Here is a 16,204-nt window from a genome sequence, read left to right on the forward strand (position 1 = left end):
GGGGAATCCACGGGATCTCCTCGGCCGCGCCGCGTCGGCGTGCTGGTCGCCGTGGCCCTGGCCGCGCTCGCCGCCGACATCGTGTCCAAGATCATCGTGGTGGCGACGCTGCAGGACCGGGAGCCGGTCCGGCTGCTCGGCGGGTTGCTGACGCTGCGCGAGACCCGTAACAGCGGCGCCGCCTTCTCGATCGGCACCGGTTACACGATCGTGTTCACCGTGATCGCCTGCGGCGTGGTGGTGGCCATCCTGCGCACCGCCCGCAACCTGCGCAGCGTGCCGTGGGCGGTCTGCCTCGGCCTGCTGCTCGGCGGCGCGATCGGGAACCTGATCGACCGGCTGCTGCGCGAGCCGGCGCCGCTGAAGGGCCACGTCGTCGACTGGATCCAGCTGCCGCACTGGCCGGTGTTCAACCTGGCCGACTCGGCGATCGTGTGCGGCGGCGTCCTCGCCGTGCTGCTCGCGGCGCGCGGCCTGCAGGTCGACGGGACGCGCATCAGCGGCGACGGCGACGAGGATCCGCCCGAGCCCCCGCGCGAGCCCGAAGCCGAGGCCGCGCCCGAGTCGAGGGCCGAGTCGAAGCCCGTGTCGCAGCCCGTGTCGAAGCCCGTGCCGAGGGCCGGGGCCGAGGAGCCGGAGACGGCCCCGGAGGAGAAGGCGTGATGGGCGAGGTGCGCAGCCTCCACGTGCCCGAGGGCCTGGAGGGCGAGCGGGTCGACGCCGCACTGGCGCGGCTGTTCGGCCTGTCGCGCAGCGGCGCCGCCGACATCATCGCCGCGGGCGACGTCCTGCTGGACGGCGCCGAGGTGGCCACCAAGTCCGAGCGGCTGCACGCCGGGGCGTGGCTGGAGGTCACGCTCCCGCCGCCGCCCGCACCCCCCGCGCCGGTCGCCGAGCCCGTCCCCGGGATGGGCATCCTGTTCGAGGACGACGACATCGTCGTGGTCGACAAGCCGATCGGCGTCGCCGCCCACCCCACCACCGGCTGGACGGGCCCGACCGTCCTCGGCGGGCTGCTCGGCGCCGGGCACACGATCGCGACCAGCGGCGCGTCCGAGCGGCAGGGCATCGTGCACCGGCTGGACGCCAACACCACCGGCGCGATGGTCGTGGCGAAGAGCGAGGTCGCGTACTCGCGGCTGAAGCGCGCGTTCAAGGAGCGCCGCATCGACAAGCGGTACCAGGCGCTGGTGCAGGGCCATCCCGACCCCTTCCGGGGGACGGTCGACGCGCCGATCGACCGGCATCCGTCCGGCGACGGGCGGTTCGCGGTCGTGGCGGGCGGCAAGCCGTCGGTCACGCACTACGACACGGTGGAGGCGTTCCGCGCGGCGACGCTGCTCGACATCGACCTGGAGACGGGGCGCACCCACCAGATCCGGGTGCACATGTCCGCGATCCGGCACCCGTGCGTGGGCGACATGGCCTACGGCGCCGACCCCACGCTGGCGGCGAGGCTCGGCCTGAAGCGGCAGTGGCTGCACGCCGTCCGGCTGGGGTTCGAGCACCCGGGCACGGGCGAGTGGGTGGAGTTCGAGAGCCCCTACCCCGACGACCTGGCCCACGCCCTGAAGATCGTCGAAGCGGAGTCCTGACCGCCGCGGGCCCCGCACCCGGCTCCGCTCCCGGCCCGGCTCCCGGCTCCGCTACAGGCCGAGCAGCCGCAGCCCGGCGGTGACCGCCGCGGCGACGGCCAGCACCGCGAGGAACGGGGCGCGCAGCAGCAGCGCGGCGACGGCCGCGCCGAGTCCCGCCAGGCGCGCGGGGTCGACGTCCAGCGACCTGCCGTCGGCGAGGGCCTGGACGGCGATCAGCGCGGTCAGCAGCGCCACCGGCACCAGCTCGGTGAACCGCCGCACGCGCGGGCCGTCCAGCACCCGCCGCGGGGTGACGAGCCCGGCGAGCTTCAGCGCGTAGCAGCCGAGCCCGGTGGCGATCACCGCGATCCACACGCTCACGGCGTCCCCCTCCGCCCGAGGAGGGCGGGCAGCGCGGCGGCGGCGGCCAGCATGACCGGCACGCCGGGCGGCAGCAGCGGCGTCGCCGCCACCGCGATCACGGCCGCCGCGACGGCGACCCGCGCCGCCCCTCCGCCGCCGGTCAGCCGCGGCCAGAGCAGCGCCAGGAAGGCGGCCGGGCCCAGGACGTCCAGGCCGACGGCGCCGGGATCGCCCAGGCGGGACGTGCCGGCGGCGCCGACGAGCGTGGTGGCGTTCCACGCCAGGTACAGGCTGATCGCGGTGGTGGAGAACCCGGCGCGAGCCGCCGCCGGGTCGCGCTGCGCGGTCGCGACGGCGGCGGTCTCGTCGATGACGACGTGCGCGGTGACGAGCCGCCGCCAGCCGCGCACCCTGAGCGTCCCGGCGAGCCGCATCCCGTACAGGGCGTTGCGACCGCCGAGCAGCACCGCGCCGAGCGTCCCGGCGACCAGCCCGCCGCCCCCGCCGATCACGCCGGCCAGCGCGAACTGGGACGCGCCGGTGAACGCCAGCAGGCTCAGCACGCACGCCTGCGCGATCGTGAGGCCGGCGGTGACCGCCGCCGCGCCGAACGCGGCCCCGGACACGCCCACGGCGATGCCCACGCTCAGCCCGTCCCGGACGGCCGCCGCCCGCGCGCGCTCGCCAGAGGGGTGCTCCTCCGGCGGGTGCTCGTCTGGTGCGGGCCCGTCCGGGGCCGTGTCCACCGCGCTCATCGGCGCGGTTCGGCGGCGGCCAGGCCGGCCTCGATGATCGCGTTCACGATGGGGGCGAGCCGGTCGGCGCCGATGGACGGGGCGCGCTCGGCCATGGCCGCCACGATCTCCCGCTCCCGGGCGGGGTCGCGGCCCGCGAAGCCGCCGACCGGCTTCAGCCGCTGCACGACGGCGGACAGGGCGGCGCGGTGCTCCAGCAGGACGGCGAGCGCGGCGTCGAGGCCGTCGATCGCGGTGCGCGCCTCGCCGAGGGTGGCGATGGCGGCGGCGTCCGGCAGCGCGACGCGCAGTTCCGCGGAGTCGATCACCTGATCGGGCATGTGGGGTTCCCTCTCGTGCTGCGGCGGGCCGCGCAGGGGAAGGGAGGGTGCCCGGGGCCGCGCCTGGTTCGGCTTGGTCAGCGCAAGAGGCGCGCCCGGGACGGGCCGCGCCTCCGGCCGGCTCCGGGGTCGTCGCTCAGGTCGCGGTGGCGACCGGCTCGCCCGGAGCCGGCCGCGTAAACCCGAAGGGACGATGCATGCGGCCAGGGTAGGCGCTGCGGCGTCCGCGTGCCAAACTCCGGACGGCCGTCCCGCCTGCTGAGACGTCCGGCCGCCGGGACATTCGAAGTGTCGGGCGCGTTGGGGCGCCTGGGACCTCCGGGGCGGGTTAGGCTCTCAGGACCGCGTCTTCCCGGCGTCCGCCCGGGTCGACGATCTTCCCCCGGGACCGATATCGCCACCACGTACCGGCCAGGCACGTGGGCGGTCGCATGCGACGAGCAGGAGGCGCAGCGCACATGGCCGACTCTTTCGTTCATCTGCACGTTCATACGGAGTACTCCATGCTGGACGGAGCCGCCCGGCTGAAGCAGATGTTCGAAGAGGTGGACCGGCAGAAGATGCCGGCGATCGCCATGACCGACCACGGCAACATGCACGGCGCCTACGACTTCCACAAGCAGGCGACGGCGGCCGGGGTCACGCCCATCATCGGCATCGAGGCGTACATGGCGCCGGAGTCGCGGTACCACAAGAAGAAGGTGCAGTGGGGCGAGCCGAGCCAGAAGCGCGACGACGTCTCCGGCGGCGGGCTGATCAACCACATGACGCTGTGGGCGCGGAACAGGACCGGCCTGCACAACATGTTCAAGCTGTCGAGCCGCGCGTACACCGAGGGCTTCGTGTTCAAGTACGCGCGCATGGACGAGGAGCTGCTCGCCGAGCACGCCGACGGCGTGATGGGCACGACCGGCTGCCCGTCCGGCAAGATCCAGACGCGGCTGCGGCTCGGCCAGTTCGACGAGGCGCTCAAGGCGGCGGCGACGTTCCAGGAGATCCTCGGCAAGGAGAACTACTTCCTGGAGCTGATGGACCACGGGCTCGACATCGAGCGCCGCGTCCGGGACGGCCTCATCGAGATCAGCAAGAAGCTGAACATCCCGCCGGTCGTCACGAACGACTCGCACTACACGCACGAGTCGGAGGCCACCGCGCACGACGCGCTCCTCTGCGTCCAGGTGGGCAAGCAGCTCGCCGACCCCGACCGGTTCCGGTTCGACGGGTCCGGCTACTACCTGAAGACCGCGGACGAGATGCGTGGCATAGACGCGTCCGACATCTGGCTCGAGGGCTGCAAGAACACCCTGCTCATCGCGGAGAAGGTCGACCCGGCGGGCATGTTCGAGTACCGCGACCTCAGCCCCCGCTTCCCCGTCCCCGAGGGCGAGACGGAGGAGAGCTGGTTCCGCAAGGAGGTCTGGAAGGGCCTCGAGCGCCGCTTCCCCGGCGGCCTCCCGGACGGGTACAAGGAGCAGGCCGAGTACGAGATGGGCGTCATCCTCGGCAAGGGGTACCCGTCCTACTTCCTCGTCGTCGCCGACTTCATCATGTGGGCGAAGGAGAACGGCATCCTCGTCGGGCCGGGCCGCGGGTCCGCCGCGGGGTCACTGATCGCGTACGCGATGGGCATCACCGACCTCGACCCGATCCCGCACGGGCTGATCTTCGAGCGGTTCCTGAACCCCGAGCGCGCGTCCATGCCCGACATCGACATCGACTTCCCTGAAGACCGGCGGGCCGAGGTCATCAAGTACACGACCGAGAAGTGGGGCGCGGACAAGGTCTCCTTCATCGCCACGTTCGGCACCATCAAGGCGAAGGCCGCGATCAAGGACGCGGGCCGCGTCCTCGGCTTCCCGTACGCGCTCGGCGACCGGATCTCCAAGGCGTTCCCGCCCGCCGTCATGGGCAAGGACATCCCGCTGTCGGGCATCTTCGACGACAAGCACCCGCGCCACGGCGAGGCGGGCGAGCTGCGCAAGCTGTACGAGGAAGAGACCGACGTCAAGCAGATCATGGACCTGGCGCAGGGCCTGGAGGGGCTGATCCGGCAGACCGGCGTGCACGCCGCCGGGATCATCATGTCCGGTGAGACGATCACCGACCACGTCCCGATCATGCGCCGGGACGCCGACGGCGCGATCATCACGCAGTTCGACTACCCGACCTGCGAGACGCTCGGCCTGCTGAAGATGGACTTCCTCGGCCTGCGGAACCTGACGATCATCGACGACGCGCTCAAGGGGATCAAGAAGAACAAGGGCGTCGACGTCGACCTGCTCGGCCTCCCGCTGGACGACCAGCCGACCTACGACCTGCTCGCGCGGGGCGACACCCTCGGCGTGTTCCAGTTCGACGGCGGACCGATGCGGTCGCTGCTGCGGCTCATGAAGCCCGACAACTTCGAGGACATCTCCGCCGTCGGCGCCCTGTACCGGCCCGGCCCGATGGGCGCGAACTCCCACACCAACTACGCGCTCCGCAAGAACGGCCAGCAGGAGATCACCCCGATCCACCCGGAGCTGGAGGAGCCGCTCAAGGAGATCCTCGACACCACCTACGGCCTGATCGTCTACCAGGAGCAGGTCATGGCGATCGCGCAGAAGGTGGCGGGCTACACGCTCGGCAAGGCGGACCTGCTCCGCCGCGTTATGGGCAAGAAGAAGAAGGCCGAGCTGGACGCCCAGTTCGTCGGCTTCGAGCAGGGGATGATCGACAACGGCTTCTCCAAGGAGGCCGTGAAGACGCTGTGGGACATCCTCGTCCCGTTCTCCGACTACGCGTTCAACAAGGCGCACTCCGCCGCGTACGGCCTGGTCTCCTACTGGACGGCCTACCTGAAGGCGAACTACCCGGCCGAGTACATGGCGGGGCTGCTCACGTCCGTCGGCGACGACAAGGACAAGAGCGCGCTCTACCTGTCGGAGTGCCGCCGGATGGGGCTGAAGGTCCTGCCGCCGGACGTCAACACGTCCGAGGCCGACTTCACCCCGCTGGGCGACACCGAGATCCGCTTCGGGCTGTCGGCCGTCCGCAACGTCGGCCACAACGTGGTGGACGGGATCGTCGCCGCCCGCAGGGAGAAGGGCGCCTACACCGATTTCAACGACTTCCTGAGCAAGGTCCCGCCGCAGGTGTGCAACAAGCGGGTGGTGGAGTCGCTCATCAAGGCCGGAGCGTTCGACGAGCTGGGCCACCAGCGCAAGGCCCTGCTGATGGTGCACGAGCAGGCCATCGACTCGGTCATCGACATCAAGCGCAAGGAGGCCATCGGCCAGGACTCCCTGTTCGGCGCCCTGGAGGACGACGGCGGCGAGGACGCGTTCACCGTCGCGATCCCCGAGGGCGAGGAGTGGGACAAGACCACCCTCCTCGCGTTCGAGCGGGAGATGCTCGGCCTGTACGTCTCCGACCACCCGCTGCTCGGCGTCGAGCACATCCTGGAGCGCGAGGCCGACTGCACCATCGCGTCCCTCAACGAGGGCGAGCGCCCCGACGGCCAGGTCGTGATCGTGGCGGGGCTGCTCTCCGGCCTGCAGCGCAAGGTCACCAAGCAGGGCAACTCGTGGGCGATGTTCCAGCTGGAGGACCTCGCGGGCTCCATCGAGGTGATGTGCTTCCCGTCGTCCTACCAGCTGTGCTCGACGCTCCTCGCCGAGGACGCGATCCTCGTCGTGAAGGGGCGCGTCGACCGCCGGGAGGACGTCGCGAAGATCATCGCGATGGAGGTCACGCAGCCCGACCTCACCATCACCGACGCGCACGGCCCGTTCTCGGTCACGATGCCGCTCGGCCGCTGCACGCCGCCGACGGTGTCGCGGCTGAAGGAGGTGCTGATCACCCATCCCGGCACGGCCGAGGTCCACCTGCACCTGCAGAACGGCCCGCGCACCACGGTCGTCCGGCTGGACGACAAGCTCCGCGTGGCCCCGTCCCCGGCCCTGATGGGCGACCTGAAGCAGCTCCTCGGCCCGTCCTGCCTGGGCTGAGGCGGTGGCCGCCCGCTGCTGCGAGGCGCCCGCACCGGGGCGGTGGGGTGCGGGGCGGTGGGGTGCGGGGCGTCAGGTCGCGAGGGCGGCCGGGGTCAGGTCGGCCTTCCAGTTGACGAAGCGGCCCAGGCCGTCGAAGGTGGCGCGGGCGCTGCCGCCGCCGGGCGGCATGACCTCGGTCAGCAGGTCGGTCTGCCGGTAGGGGACGCGGTGGTGGGAGAGGAGGCCGGCGAGCGTCAGCCGGGGCTCGTGCGGGAACAGGCTCGCGGCGTTGGCGAGGAGCCGGGGGAGCGGGACCGGGTCCCAGTGCGCGTGCGGGACCTGCGGGTCGTCGACGTGCAGGTAGGCCGAGCCGCCGTCGTAGCCGGCCCCGATGTAGCCGGCGCCGCCGAGGACGCCCCCGGCGGCCATGGCGATCAGCTCGCCGCCGTGCCCGGCCGGGCCTTCGTACCACGACAGGTCGACCTCGGGCGTGGTGAACTCGGCGATGCCGAGCCGCTCCCCGATCGCGCGGATGACCAGCGTCGGGGTGACCGCGGGATGCGCGTCGCCGAACTGGGGGTTCGCCCACCCCCACAGCCAGGTGCGCTCGCGCGCCGCGTAGCTGCCGAGCAGCGAGACGCGGACCGTGACGCCGCCGCTGGCGTAGGTGCGGGCGGTCAGGTCGGCGCTCCAGTCCTCGCGCGGGAGGAACTCGGCGAGCGTCTCCTGCTGCTGCAGGACGACGGCCGCACGCGCGGCGCCGAGGCGTTCGAACGCAGGACTGAATCCGGACATGTCGGGCACATTATCCCAGTAATCGGGGCTGTCGTGGGCGGGAATCGGACACCCTTCGAGAGTCGATCGGCCGAACCGGGCAGGCTAGGCTTTCGCTGTCAGAGCACTCACATCTAGGAGCGTACGAGGTGCGGCGACCCACCGGGAGGCTCTTCGTGACGAGGCTCTGGGTGACGGGCGCCGCGGTCGCCGCCGCCGGCGCGCTGCTCGGGCCGCTCGCGGGCCTGCTGTGGGCCTGGACCTCCCCCGCGGTGACCTATGTGATCGTGCAGGGTGAGCCGCTTCTGGCCGAGCCGGAAGGGCAGGGCCCGATCGGCATCGACGCGCGGTTCGCCCTGATCGCCCTCGCCGCCGGGATCCTGTGCGGCGCCGCCGCCTACCTCGCGGGCGGGCGCGGCAACGACGTCGCGCTGCTGCTCGGCCTGGCCGCCGGGGGATGCGCCGCCGCCGTCCTCGCCTGGCGGACCGGCCACATGATCGGGCTGGCCGACTTCCAGGACGCGGTCCGGCACGCGCGCGACGGCACCACCGTCACCGGCGTCGCCGACCTGCGGGCCAGGGGCGTCCTCATGTTCTGGCCGGTGTCGGCCGTGGCCGCCTACGGTCTGCTGGAGCTGGCCGTCCGGCGGCTACCCGCGGGCGATCGCGGCGACGCGGGCGCCGGTGAGCCGGACGAGGTCGGCGGGGACGAGCTCGATCTGGAGTCCGCGCCGGCCGGCGGAGACGTAGACGGTCGCGAGCCCTGACACCGACGCGTCGATCACGGCGGGCAGCCGCCGGCGCTGCCCGAGCGGGCTGATCCCGCCGACGACGTACCCGGTGGCGCGCTCGGCGTCCCTCGGGTCGGCCATCCGGGCCTTCTTCCCGCCCGCCGCCGCGGCGAGCGCCTTGAGGTCCAGGCTGGACGACACCGGGACGATCCCGACCGTGAGCCGGCCGTCCACCTCCGCCAGGAGGGTCTTGAAGAGCCGCCCGTACGGGACGCCGAGGGCGTCGGCGGCGGCCTCCCCGTAGGACTCGGCGTCCGGATCCGCCTCGTACTCGTGCAGCGTGTACTCGATCTCCGCCCGGGCGGCGGCGACGGTCGCCGGGGTCCCCTTGCCGCCCCTGCCCGCCCTGCCCGCCTTGGCGCCCTTGGTGCTCATGGGGGCAGTCTGCCGTGCCGGCGCGGGCGGTGCGCGGTCCGGACGGTGCTCGGTTGGGCGTGCTCGGTTGGGCGTGCTCGGTTGGGGCGCTGCTCGGTTGGGGCGGTGCTCGGTCCGGGCGGTGCTCAGTTCGGCGCGAACGAGCCGTCCAGGAACTGCCCGGCGGGGATCATCGGCAGCATGGTCAGGATGCGGTTCTCCCGGGCCAGCAGGTCCCGCTCGGCGGCCAGCCGCAGCGCCGCGTCCTCGCACTCCAGCAGCCGCTGCTTGTCGTGCCCGTCCAGGACGAGCGACGCCGCGATCAGGTAGGACAGCGCGACCGGGTCGTCCGGTGCCGCGACGTCCTCGAACGCGCCCGCGCCGGCGGCGCCGAGCCGGTGCCGGTACACCCGGAACAGCCGCCGGACCCGCGCCGCCATCGGGCCCGGGTCGGCCCCGGCCTCCTCCGGCAGGAACTCGACCTCGCCCTGCAGGTAGGGCCGGGACCTGTCCAGCTCCTTGACCCGGAACCGCCGGGCCCCGACCGTCACGACGTCGAACCGGCCGTCCGGGTGCGGGGACACCTCGCGCAGCTCGGCGACGCAGCCGACCTCGGCCAGCCGGTGCGCGGCACCCTCGCCGACCTCGTGGCCGAGCTGGATGCCGACGACGCCGAACCCGCGCGGCTCGGGCCGTTCGAGCAGGTCGCCGATCAGCCGGCGGTAGCGGTCCTCGAACAGGTGCAGGGGGAGGACCAGCCCCGGGAACAGCACGGTGCCCAGGGGGAACAGGGCGAGCCGCTCGGTCACACTCTCACTCCCGCGCTCCTGGGCGCCGCCGGGAAGACGCCCTCGCCGCCAGGGTACGTCGATATCGATGATCTTGGTAAGGGTGGATTTTTCACACTGTGAAGCCGGAGTCATCGCGGCCGGGGCGGCGGGCCACTTTCCGGTGATTGGCCCTGAGCCGGGCCGGTGGGCGGCCGGTAGCGTCGGCGCCATGAGGATGCTCGTCGTCAACGCCTTCGCCGACCGCCCGTTCACCGGCAACCCGGCCGGCGTCTGCCTGCTCCAGGACGCCGCCGACCCGGATTGGATGCAGCGCGTCGCCGCTGAGATGAAGCATTCGGAGACGGCGTTCGTGCGTCCCGTCGACGAGCCGGGCGCGGACTACGAGCTGCGCTGGTTCACCCCCGTGACGGAGGTCGCCCTCTGCGGGCACGCCACCCTCGGCTCCGCCCACGCCCTCTACGAGACCGGGACGGTCGCGCCGGACCGCCCGATCCGGTTCCGGACGCTGAAGAGCGGCGTCCTCACCGTCACCCGCGAGGACGGCGGGTCGCTGTCCATGGACTTCCCGGCCTGCCCGGCCGAGCCGGCCGAGGTCCCCGGCGGGCTCGCCGCCGCGCTCGGCACGGAGGTGCTCCGCGCCGGCCGCAACGTCCAGAACGACCTGCTCGCGGAGGTCGCGGACGAGGCGGCCGTCCGCGCGGCCGCCCCCGACATCGCGGCGCTCGGCCGGATCGACGCGCGCGGCGTGATCGTCACGGCGGCGGCCGGCCCCGGCCGCGACTACGACTTCGTGTCCCGGTTCTTCGCCCCGCGCGTCCTGCCCGGCGACGCCGAGGACCCGGTGACCGGCTCCGCGCACACCGCCCTCGCCCCCTACTGGGCCGGGCGCCTCGGCCGCGACACGCTGACCGGCTACCAGGCGTCGGCGCGCGGCGGACGCGTCGGCACCGCCCTGCGCGGCGACCGCGTGGCCCTGTCCGGCACGGCCCGCACCGTGCTGGACGGCGCCTTCACCACCTGACGCGCGAGCGTCTCGGGAGGTGAGACGATGCGCGAGGGGCCGGGGGCACTCCGTAGACTGGACGCGTGATCTCCCGTATCGACCTGCGCGGTTCGCTCCCCGGCGACCTGCGCTCCGTGCTGCCCCGCGCCGAACTCGACGTCGAGGCCGCCCTGGACAAGGTGCGGCCCATCTGCGAGGACGTGCGCCATCGCGGCTCGGACGCGGTACGGGAGCACACGAAGGCGTTCGACGGCGTCGACCTGGAGAGCACGCGGGTGCCGGTGCAGGCCGTCCACCAGGCCCTCGCCGACCTCGACCCCGCCGTCCGGGACGCGCTGGAGGAGAGCATCCGCCGCGCCCGCGCCGTGCACCGCGCGCAGCGCCGCACCGACGTGACGACGCAGGTCGTGCCGGGCGGCACCGTGACCGAGAAGTGGATCCCGGTCGGGCGCGTCGGCCTGTACGTGCCGGGCGGGCGCGCCGTGTACCCGTCCAGCGTGGTCATGAACGTCGTCCCGGCGCAGGAGGCGGGGGTCGGCTCGCTCGCCGTGACCTCGCCCGCGCAGCGCGACTTCGGCGGCCTGCCGCACCCGACGATCCTGGCCGCGTGCGCGCTCCTCGGCGTGGACGAGGTGCACGCCGCCGGCGGCGCGCAGGCGATCGCGATGTTCGCCTACGGCACCGCCGAATGCCCCCGCGCCGACCTGGTCACCGGGCCCGGCAACGTGTACGTCGCCGCGGCGAAGCGGCTGCTCAAGGGCGTGATCGGCATCGACGCCGAGGCCGGCCCGACCGAGATCGCGATCCTCGCCGACGCCACCGCGAGCCCGGTCGACGTCGCCGCCGACCTGATCAGCCAGGCCGAGCACGACACGCTCGCCGCCGCCGTCCTCGTCACCGACTCGGCCCGGCTCGCCGACGAGGTCGAGGCCGAGCTGAAGGCGCAGGTCGCCCGCACCAGGCACGCCGAGCGGATCACCGAGGCGCTCGCCGGGCGGCAGTCCGGCATCGTCCTCGTGGACGGCGTGGAGGACGGCCTGCGGGTCGTCGACGCCTACGCCGCCGAGCACCTGGAGATCCAGACCGCCGACGCGGCGGCGGTCGCCGCGCGCGTCCGCAACGCCGGGGCGATCTTCGTGGGCCCGCACGCGCCGGTGTCGCTCGGCGACTACCTCGCCGGGTCCAACCACGTCCTGCCGACCGGCGGGTGCGCCTGCCACTCGTCCGGGCTGTCGGTGCAGTCGTTCCTGCGCGGCGTCCACGTCGTCGAGTACGACCGGGACGCCCTCGCCGCGGCCACCGGGCGCGTGGTCGCGCTCGCCGAGGCCGAGGACCTGCCCGCGCACGGCGCCGCCCTCAAGGCCCGCTTCGACTGGGGGATCCCCTCGTGACCTCGCTGAACGACCTGCCGCTGCGGGACGACCTGCGCGGCCGGGAGCCCTACGGCGCGCCGCAGCTCGACGTCCCGTACGCGCTGAACACCAACGAGAACCCGTACCCGCCGTCCGAGCGGCTCGTGAAGGCCATCGGCGAGGCCGCCATGGGCGTCGCCGGGACGCTGAACCGCTACCCCGACCGCGACGCCGTCGCGCTCCGCGCCGACCTCGCCGCGTTCCTGAACACCGACACGCCCGCCGCGGGCCTCACCGTCGAGCGGGTGTGGGCGGCGAACGGCTCCAACGAGATCATCCAGCAGATCCTGCAGGCGTTCGGCGGGCCGGGCCGCACCGCGCTCGGCTTCGAGCCGTCCTACTCGATGCACCCGATCATCACCGCCGTGTCCGGGACGCGCTGGGTGAACGCCTTCCGCGACGAGGACTTCGGCCTCGAACCCGAGCGCGCCGTCGCGGCGGTCGAGGAGCACCGCCCCGACGTCGTGTTCCTCACCTCGCCGAACAACCCGACCGGCACCGCGCTGCCCCTCGACGCGATCAAGGCGGTGCTGGCGGCGGCGCCGGGCGTGGTCGTCGTCGACGAGGCGTACGCGGAGTTCCGCCGCGCCGGGACGCCGTCCGCGCTGACGCTGCTGGACGGCCACCCGCGGCTGATCGTCACCCGGACGATGTCCAAGGCGTTCGCCATGGCCGGCGCCCGGCTCGGCTACCTGGCCGCCGACCCGGCCGTGATCGAGGCGCTGCTGCTCGTCCGGCTGCCGTACCACCTGTCGGCCGTCACCCAGGCCGTCGCCCGCACCGCCCTCGCCCACGGCGAGGAGCTGCTCGGCGGCGTCGAGGCCCTGCGCCGCGAGCGCGACGCGGTCGTCGGATGGCTGCGCGCCGAGGGGTTCCGGGTGGCCGACTCCGACGCCAACTTCGTCCTGTTCGGGACGTTCCCGGACCGCCGGAAGGTCTGGGAGGGCCTGCTCGGACGGGGCGTGCTGATCCGGGAGGTGGGACCGCCCGAGTGGCTGCGGGTCAGCGTCGGCACCCCCGGGGAGATGGCCGCCTTCCGCACCGCACTCCAGCAAGTCCGAGGGGGGACGACCCCCCGCACGCCCCCGGCCGGCTTCGCCGGGAACAGTGAGGAGAGTCTGTGACGCGCAAGGGACGAGTCGAGCGCGGGACCAGGGAGACCCAGGTCCTCGTCGAGATCGACCTCGACGGGACCGGGCAGGTCGATGTCGCGACCGGCGTGGGGTTCTTCGACCACATGCTGGCCCAGCTCGGCAAGCACGGGTCGTTCGACCTGACCGTCAAGACCTCCGGCGACCTGCACATCGACAGCCACCACACGATCGAGGACACCTCCATCGCGCTCGGCCGGGCGTTCCGCGAGGCGCTCGGCGACAAGGCCGGCATCCGCCGCTTCGCCGACGCGTCGATTCCGCTCGACGAGGCGCTCGCGCAGGTCACGGTCGACGTCTCCGGCCGCCCCTACCTGGTGCACGTCGAGCCGGACGGCATGGCGCCCATGATCGGCCCCGAGTACGACACCACGATGACCCGGCACATCTTCGAGTCGTTCGTGTCGAACGCGCAGGTCGCGCTGCACGTCCACGTCCCGTACGGGCGGAACGCGCACCACATCGTCGAGGCGCAGTTCAAGGCGCTCGCCCGCGCGCTGCGCGACGCGGTGGCGTTCGACCCGAAGGTGCACGGCATCCCGTCCACCAAGGGGGCCCTGTAGCCGTGGACATCGGTGACCTGCACTTCACCTACGGCAACGTCGCGGTCTTCGCGGTCGCGGTGTTCCTGCTGGCCGGCGTCTACAGCTTCGTCAAGCAGGGCATCAAGATCGGTGCGCTGATCCTGCTCGTCCTCGCCGGGCTCGCCTTCGCCGGGGGAGTGATGTGGCTGTGACGCGGATCGTCGTCCTCGACTACGGCTCGGGCAACCTGCGCTCGGCCGAGCGCGCCGTGGCCCGCGCCGGCGCCGACGTGACCGTCACCGCCGACTGGGACGCCGCGCTGAACGCCGACGGCCTGGTCGTTCCCGGCGTCGGCGCGTTCGCCGCCTGCATGGCGGGCCTGCGCGCGGTCCGCGGCGACCAGATCATCGGCCGCCGCCTCGCGGGCGGCCGCCCCGTCCTCGGCATCTGCGTCGGCATGCAGATCCTGTTCGCCAAGGGCATCGAGCACGGCGTGACCACCGAGGGCTGCGGCGAGTGGCCGGGCACGGTCGACCGGCTGAACGCGCCGGTCGTCCCGCACATGGGCTGGAACACGGTCGACGTCCCCGAGGGCTCGGCCCTCTTCGCCGGCCTGGCGGACGCGCGGTTCTACTTCGTCCACTCCTACGCCGCGCGCAGCTGGGACCTGGAGCCCGACCCGACCGGCACCATCCAGCCGCCGCTGGTCACCTGGGCCGAGCACGGCGACCGCTTCGTCGCCGCCGTCGAGAACGGCCCGCTGTGCGCCACCCAGTTCCACCCGGAGAAGTCCGGCGACGCCGGCGCCCATCTCCTGCGCAACTGGCTCGGCACGCTGGCCTGAGAGACACGCTCGCCTGAGAGATTCGCCTGATCACCCGTCCCATCTGCCTCGATAGGGTTTCCGCATGACTTTGACGCTCCTTCCCGCGGTCGACGTCGCCGACGGCCGGGCGGTCCGCCTGGTGCAGGGCGAGGCCGGCACCGAGACCTCCTACGGCGCCCCCCTCGACGCGGCGCTCGCCTGGCAGCGGGCGGGGGCGGAGTGGATCCATCTCGTCGACCTCGACGCGGCGTTCGGGCGCGGCTCCAACCGGGAGCTGCTCGCCGAGGTGACCGGGCGGTTGGACGTGAAGGTGGAGCTGTCCGGCGGCATCCGCGACGACGCCTCGCTGGAGGCGGCGCTGTCCACCGGGTGCGCCCGCGTCAACATCGGCACCGCCGCCCTGGAGGACCCCGCCTGGTGCCGCAAGATCATCGCCTCGCACGGCGACAGGATCGCGGTGGGGCTGGACGTGCGGGGCACGACCCTGGCCGCGCGCGGCTGGACGCGGGAGGGCGGCGACCTGTGGGAGGTCCTCGCCCGGCTGGAGGACGACGGCTGCCCCCGCTACGTCGTCACCGACGTCACCAAGGACGGGACGCTGCGCGGCCCCAACACCGGGCTGCTCCGCGAGGTCTGCGCGAAGACCGACAAGCCCGTCGTCGCGTCCGGCGGCGTGTCCTCGCTCGACGACCTGCGGGCGCTGGCGGGCCTCGTGCCGGACGGCGTCGAGGGCGCGATCGTCGGCAAGGCCCTGTACGCGCAGGCGTTCACGCTGGAAGAGGCGCTGGAGGCCGTGAAGTGACCGTGGCCGTGCGGGTCATCCCGTGCCTGGACGTCGACGCCGGGCGCGTGGTCAAGGGCGTCAAGTTCCAGAACCTGCGGGACGCCGGCGACCCGGTGGAGCTGGCACGCCGCTACGACGCCGAGGGCGCCGACGAGCTGACGTTCCTCGACATCACCGCGTCCAGCGGCGACCGCTCCACCACCTACGACGTGGTGCGCCGCACCGCCGAGCAGGTGTTCATCCCGCTGACCGTCGGCGGCGGGATCCGCACCGTCGAGGACGTCGACCGGCTGCTGCGCGCGGGCGCCGACAAGGTCTCGATCAACACGGCCGCGATCGCGCGGCCGGAGTTCCTGCGGGAGGCCGCGCACCGGTTCGGCTCGCAGTGCGTCGTCCTGTCGGTGGACGCCCGGCGGGTCGTGGAGCCCGGCGGGCCGGGCACCGGGTCCGGCTTCGAGGTCACCACGCACGGCGGCCGCAAGGGGACCGGCATCGACGCGATCGAGTGGGCGCGCCGCGGCGAGGAGCTCGGCGTCGGGGAGATCCTGCTGAACTCGATGGACGCCGACGGCACCAAGGCGGGCTTCGACCTGGAGATGCTCCGCCGCGTCCGGGAGACCGTGACGGTGCCGGTGATCGCCAGCGGCGGCGCCGGGGCCGTGGAGCACTTCGCGCCCGCGGTGGACGCGGGCGCGGACGCCGTCCTCGCCGCCAGCGTCTTCCACTTCGGGGAGCTGAAGATCTCCGAGGTCAAGGCCGCGCTGCGCGAGGCCGGCAACCCCGTCCGCTGAAGAGGGAACCCCCCACA

At 73.3% G+C, this 16,204-nt stretch carries 18 protein-coding genes; 12 read left to right on the plus strand and 6 right to left on the minus strand.

The genetic code is table 11. From position 1 onward, the window contains the following. The first annotated feature begins 39 nt into the window (after window positions 1–39). Window positions 40–663, plus strand: a complete 624-nt coding sequence (lspA, locus tag SM611_RS25160; RefSeq protein WP_371952372.1) for a signal peptidase II — start codon at window positions 40–42, stop codon at window positions 661–663. Then, the gene (locus tag SM611_RS25165; protein ID WP_371952373.1) at window positions 663–1,595 is read left to right on the plus strand and encodes an RluA family pseudouridine synthase; all 933 of its coding nucleotides are present in this window, start codon (window positions 663–665) and stop codon (window positions 1,593–1,595) included. Before lspA ends, SM611_RS25165 begins: the two co-directional genes overlap by 1 nt. Window positions 1,596–1,646: 51 nt before the next feature. On the opposite strand, the gene SM611_RS25170 is transcribed toward SM611_RS25165, so the two are convergent. Genes SM611_RS25170 through SM611_RS25180 form a run of 3 tightly spaced genes read right to left on the minus strand, consistent with a single transcriptional unit; the run spans window position 1,647 to window position 3,015 of the window. Beyond that, window positions 1,647–1,958, minus strand: a complete 312-nt coding sequence (locus tag SM611_RS25170; protein WP_371952374.1) for an AzlD domain-containing protein — start codon at window positions 1,956–1,958, stop codon at window positions 1,647–1,649. Next, window positions 1,955–2,695, minus strand: coding sequence for an AzlC family ABC transporter permease (locus tag SM611_RS25175; protein WP_371952375.1), 741 nt, complete (start codon window positions 2,693–2,695; stop codon window positions 1,955–1,957). The genes SM611_RS25170 and SM611_RS25175 overlap by 4 nt, the downstream gene beginning before the upstream one ends. Further along, the gene (locus tag SM611_RS25180) at window positions 2,692–3,015 is read right to left on the minus strand and encodes a chorismate mutase (protein ID WP_371952376.1); all 324 of its coding nucleotides are present in this window, start codon (window positions 3,013–3,015) and stop codon (window positions 2,692–2,694) included. Before SM611_RS25180 ends, SM611_RS25175 begins: the two co-directional genes overlap by 4 nt. Window positions 3,016–3,473: 458 nt before the next feature. Here SM611_RS25180 and dnaE point away from each other — a divergent pair, with 458 nt between their 5' ends. Next, window positions 3,474–7,004, plus strand: coding sequence for a DNA polymerase III subunit alpha (dnaE, locus tag SM611_RS25185; protein ID WP_371952377.1), 3,531 nt, complete (start codon window positions 3,474–3,476; stop codon window positions 7,002–7,004). A 72-nt stretch (window positions 7,005–7,076) separates the two neighbouring features. On the opposite strand, the gene SM611_RS25190 is transcribed toward dnaE, so the two are convergent. After that, window positions 7,077–7,781, minus strand: a complete 705-nt coding sequence (locus tag SM611_RS25190) for a DUF6882 domain-containing protein (protein WP_371952378.1) — start codon at window positions 7,779–7,781, stop codon at window positions 7,077–7,079. Between the two features lie 155 nt (window positions 7,782–7,936). Between SM611_RS25190 and SM611_RS25195 the strand changes: the two genes are divergently transcribed. Further along, window positions 7,937–8,527, plus strand: coding sequence for a hypothetical protein (locus SM611_RS25195; protein ID WP_371952379.1), 591 nt, complete (start codon window positions 7,937–7,939; stop codon window positions 8,525–8,527). Here the strand turns inward: SM611_RS25195 and ybaK are convergent. Both ybaK and SM611_RS25205 read right to left on the minus strand, forming a co-directional pair. Beyond that, window positions 8,411–8,926, minus strand: coding sequence for a Cys-tRNA(Pro) deacylase (gene ybaK / locus SM611_RS25200; protein WP_371952380.1), 516 nt, complete (start codon window positions 8,924–8,926; stop codon window positions 8,411–8,413). The genes SM611_RS25195 and ybaK overlap by 117 nt on opposite strands. 125 nt (window positions 8,927–9,051) lie before the next feature. Next, a complete protein-coding gene (locus tag SM611_RS25205) occupies window positions 9,052–9,714 on the minus strand; it encodes an LON peptidase substrate-binding domain-containing protein (RefSeq protein WP_371952381.1) in 663 nt (220 codons plus the stop codon). Window positions 9,715–9,904: 190 nt separating this feature from the next. Between SM611_RS25205 and SM611_RS25210 the strand changes: the two genes are divergently transcribed. From SM611_RS25210 to hisF, 8 genes are all read left to right on the plus strand, one after another. Continuing rightward, window positions 9,905–10,717, plus strand: coding sequence for a PhzF family phenazine biosynthesis protein (locus tag SM611_RS25210; RefSeq protein ID WP_371952382.1), 813 nt, complete (start codon window positions 9,905–9,907; stop codon window positions 10,715–10,717). Window positions 10,718–10,782: 65 nt separating this feature from the next. Continuing rightward, window positions 10,783–12,090 carry a histidinol dehydrogenase gene (hisD, locus tag SM611_RS25215; RefSeq protein WP_371952383.1) on the plus strand — a complete coding sequence of 436 codons (1,308 nt, stop codon included), beginning with the start codon at window positions 10,783–10,785 and terminating at the stop codon, window positions 12,088–12,090. Continuing rightward, the gene (locus SM611_RS25220) at window positions 12,087–13,235 is read left to right on the plus strand and encodes a histidinol-phosphate transaminase (RefSeq protein ID WP_371952384.1); all 1,149 of its coding nucleotides are present in this window, start codon (window positions 12,087–12,089) and stop codon (window positions 13,233–13,235) included. The genes hisD and SM611_RS25220 overlap by 4 nt, the downstream gene beginning before the upstream one ends. Beyond that, entirely contained in the window at window positions 13,232–13,825 is a 594-nt protein-coding gene (gene hisB, locus SM611_RS25225) for an imidazoleglycerol-phosphate dehydratase HisB (protein WP_371952385.1), read from the plus strand. The genes SM611_RS25220 and hisB overlap by 4 nt, the downstream gene beginning before the upstream one ends. Before the next feature lie 2 nt (window positions 13,826–13,827). Then, entirely contained in the window at window positions 13,828–13,998 is a 171-nt protein-coding gene (locus SM611_RS25230) for a CG2302 family histidine operon protein (RefSeq protein WP_371952386.1), read from the plus strand. Further along, the gene (gene hisH, locus SM611_RS25235; protein ID WP_371952423.1) at window positions 13,995–14,630 is read left to right on the plus strand and encodes an imidazole glycerol phosphate synthase subunit HisH; all 636 of its coding nucleotides are present in this window, start codon (window positions 13,995–13,997) and stop codon (window positions 14,628–14,630) included. The genes SM611_RS25230 and hisH overlap by 4 nt, the downstream gene beginning before the upstream one ends. A 64-nt stretch (window positions 14,631–14,694) precedes the next feature. Beyond that, window positions 14,695–15,414: a bifunctional 1-(5-phosphoribosyl)-5-((5-phosphoribosylamino)methylideneamino)imidazole-4-carboxamide isomerase/phosphoribosylanthranilate isomerase PriA gene (gene priA / locus SM611_RS25240; RefSeq protein ID WP_371952387.1), complete on the plus strand. Its 720-nt coding sequence runs from the start codon at window positions 14,695–14,697 to the stop codon at window positions 15,412–15,414. After that, complete coding sequence (gene hisF, locus SM611_RS25245) at window positions 15,411–16,187, plus strand: imidazole glycerol phosphate synthase subunit HisF (protein ID WP_371952388.1); 777 nt, start codon at window positions 15,411–15,413, stop codon at window positions 16,185–16,187. The genes priA and hisF overlap by 4 nt, the downstream gene beginning before the upstream one ends. Window positions 16,188–16,204: the final 17 nt, after the last annotated feature.

The organism is Actinomadura monticuli, from assembly GCF_041463655.1.
Classification (GTDB): Bacteria; Actinomycetota; Actinomycetes; order Streptosporangiales; family Streptosporangiaceae; genus Spirillospora; species Spirillospora monticuli.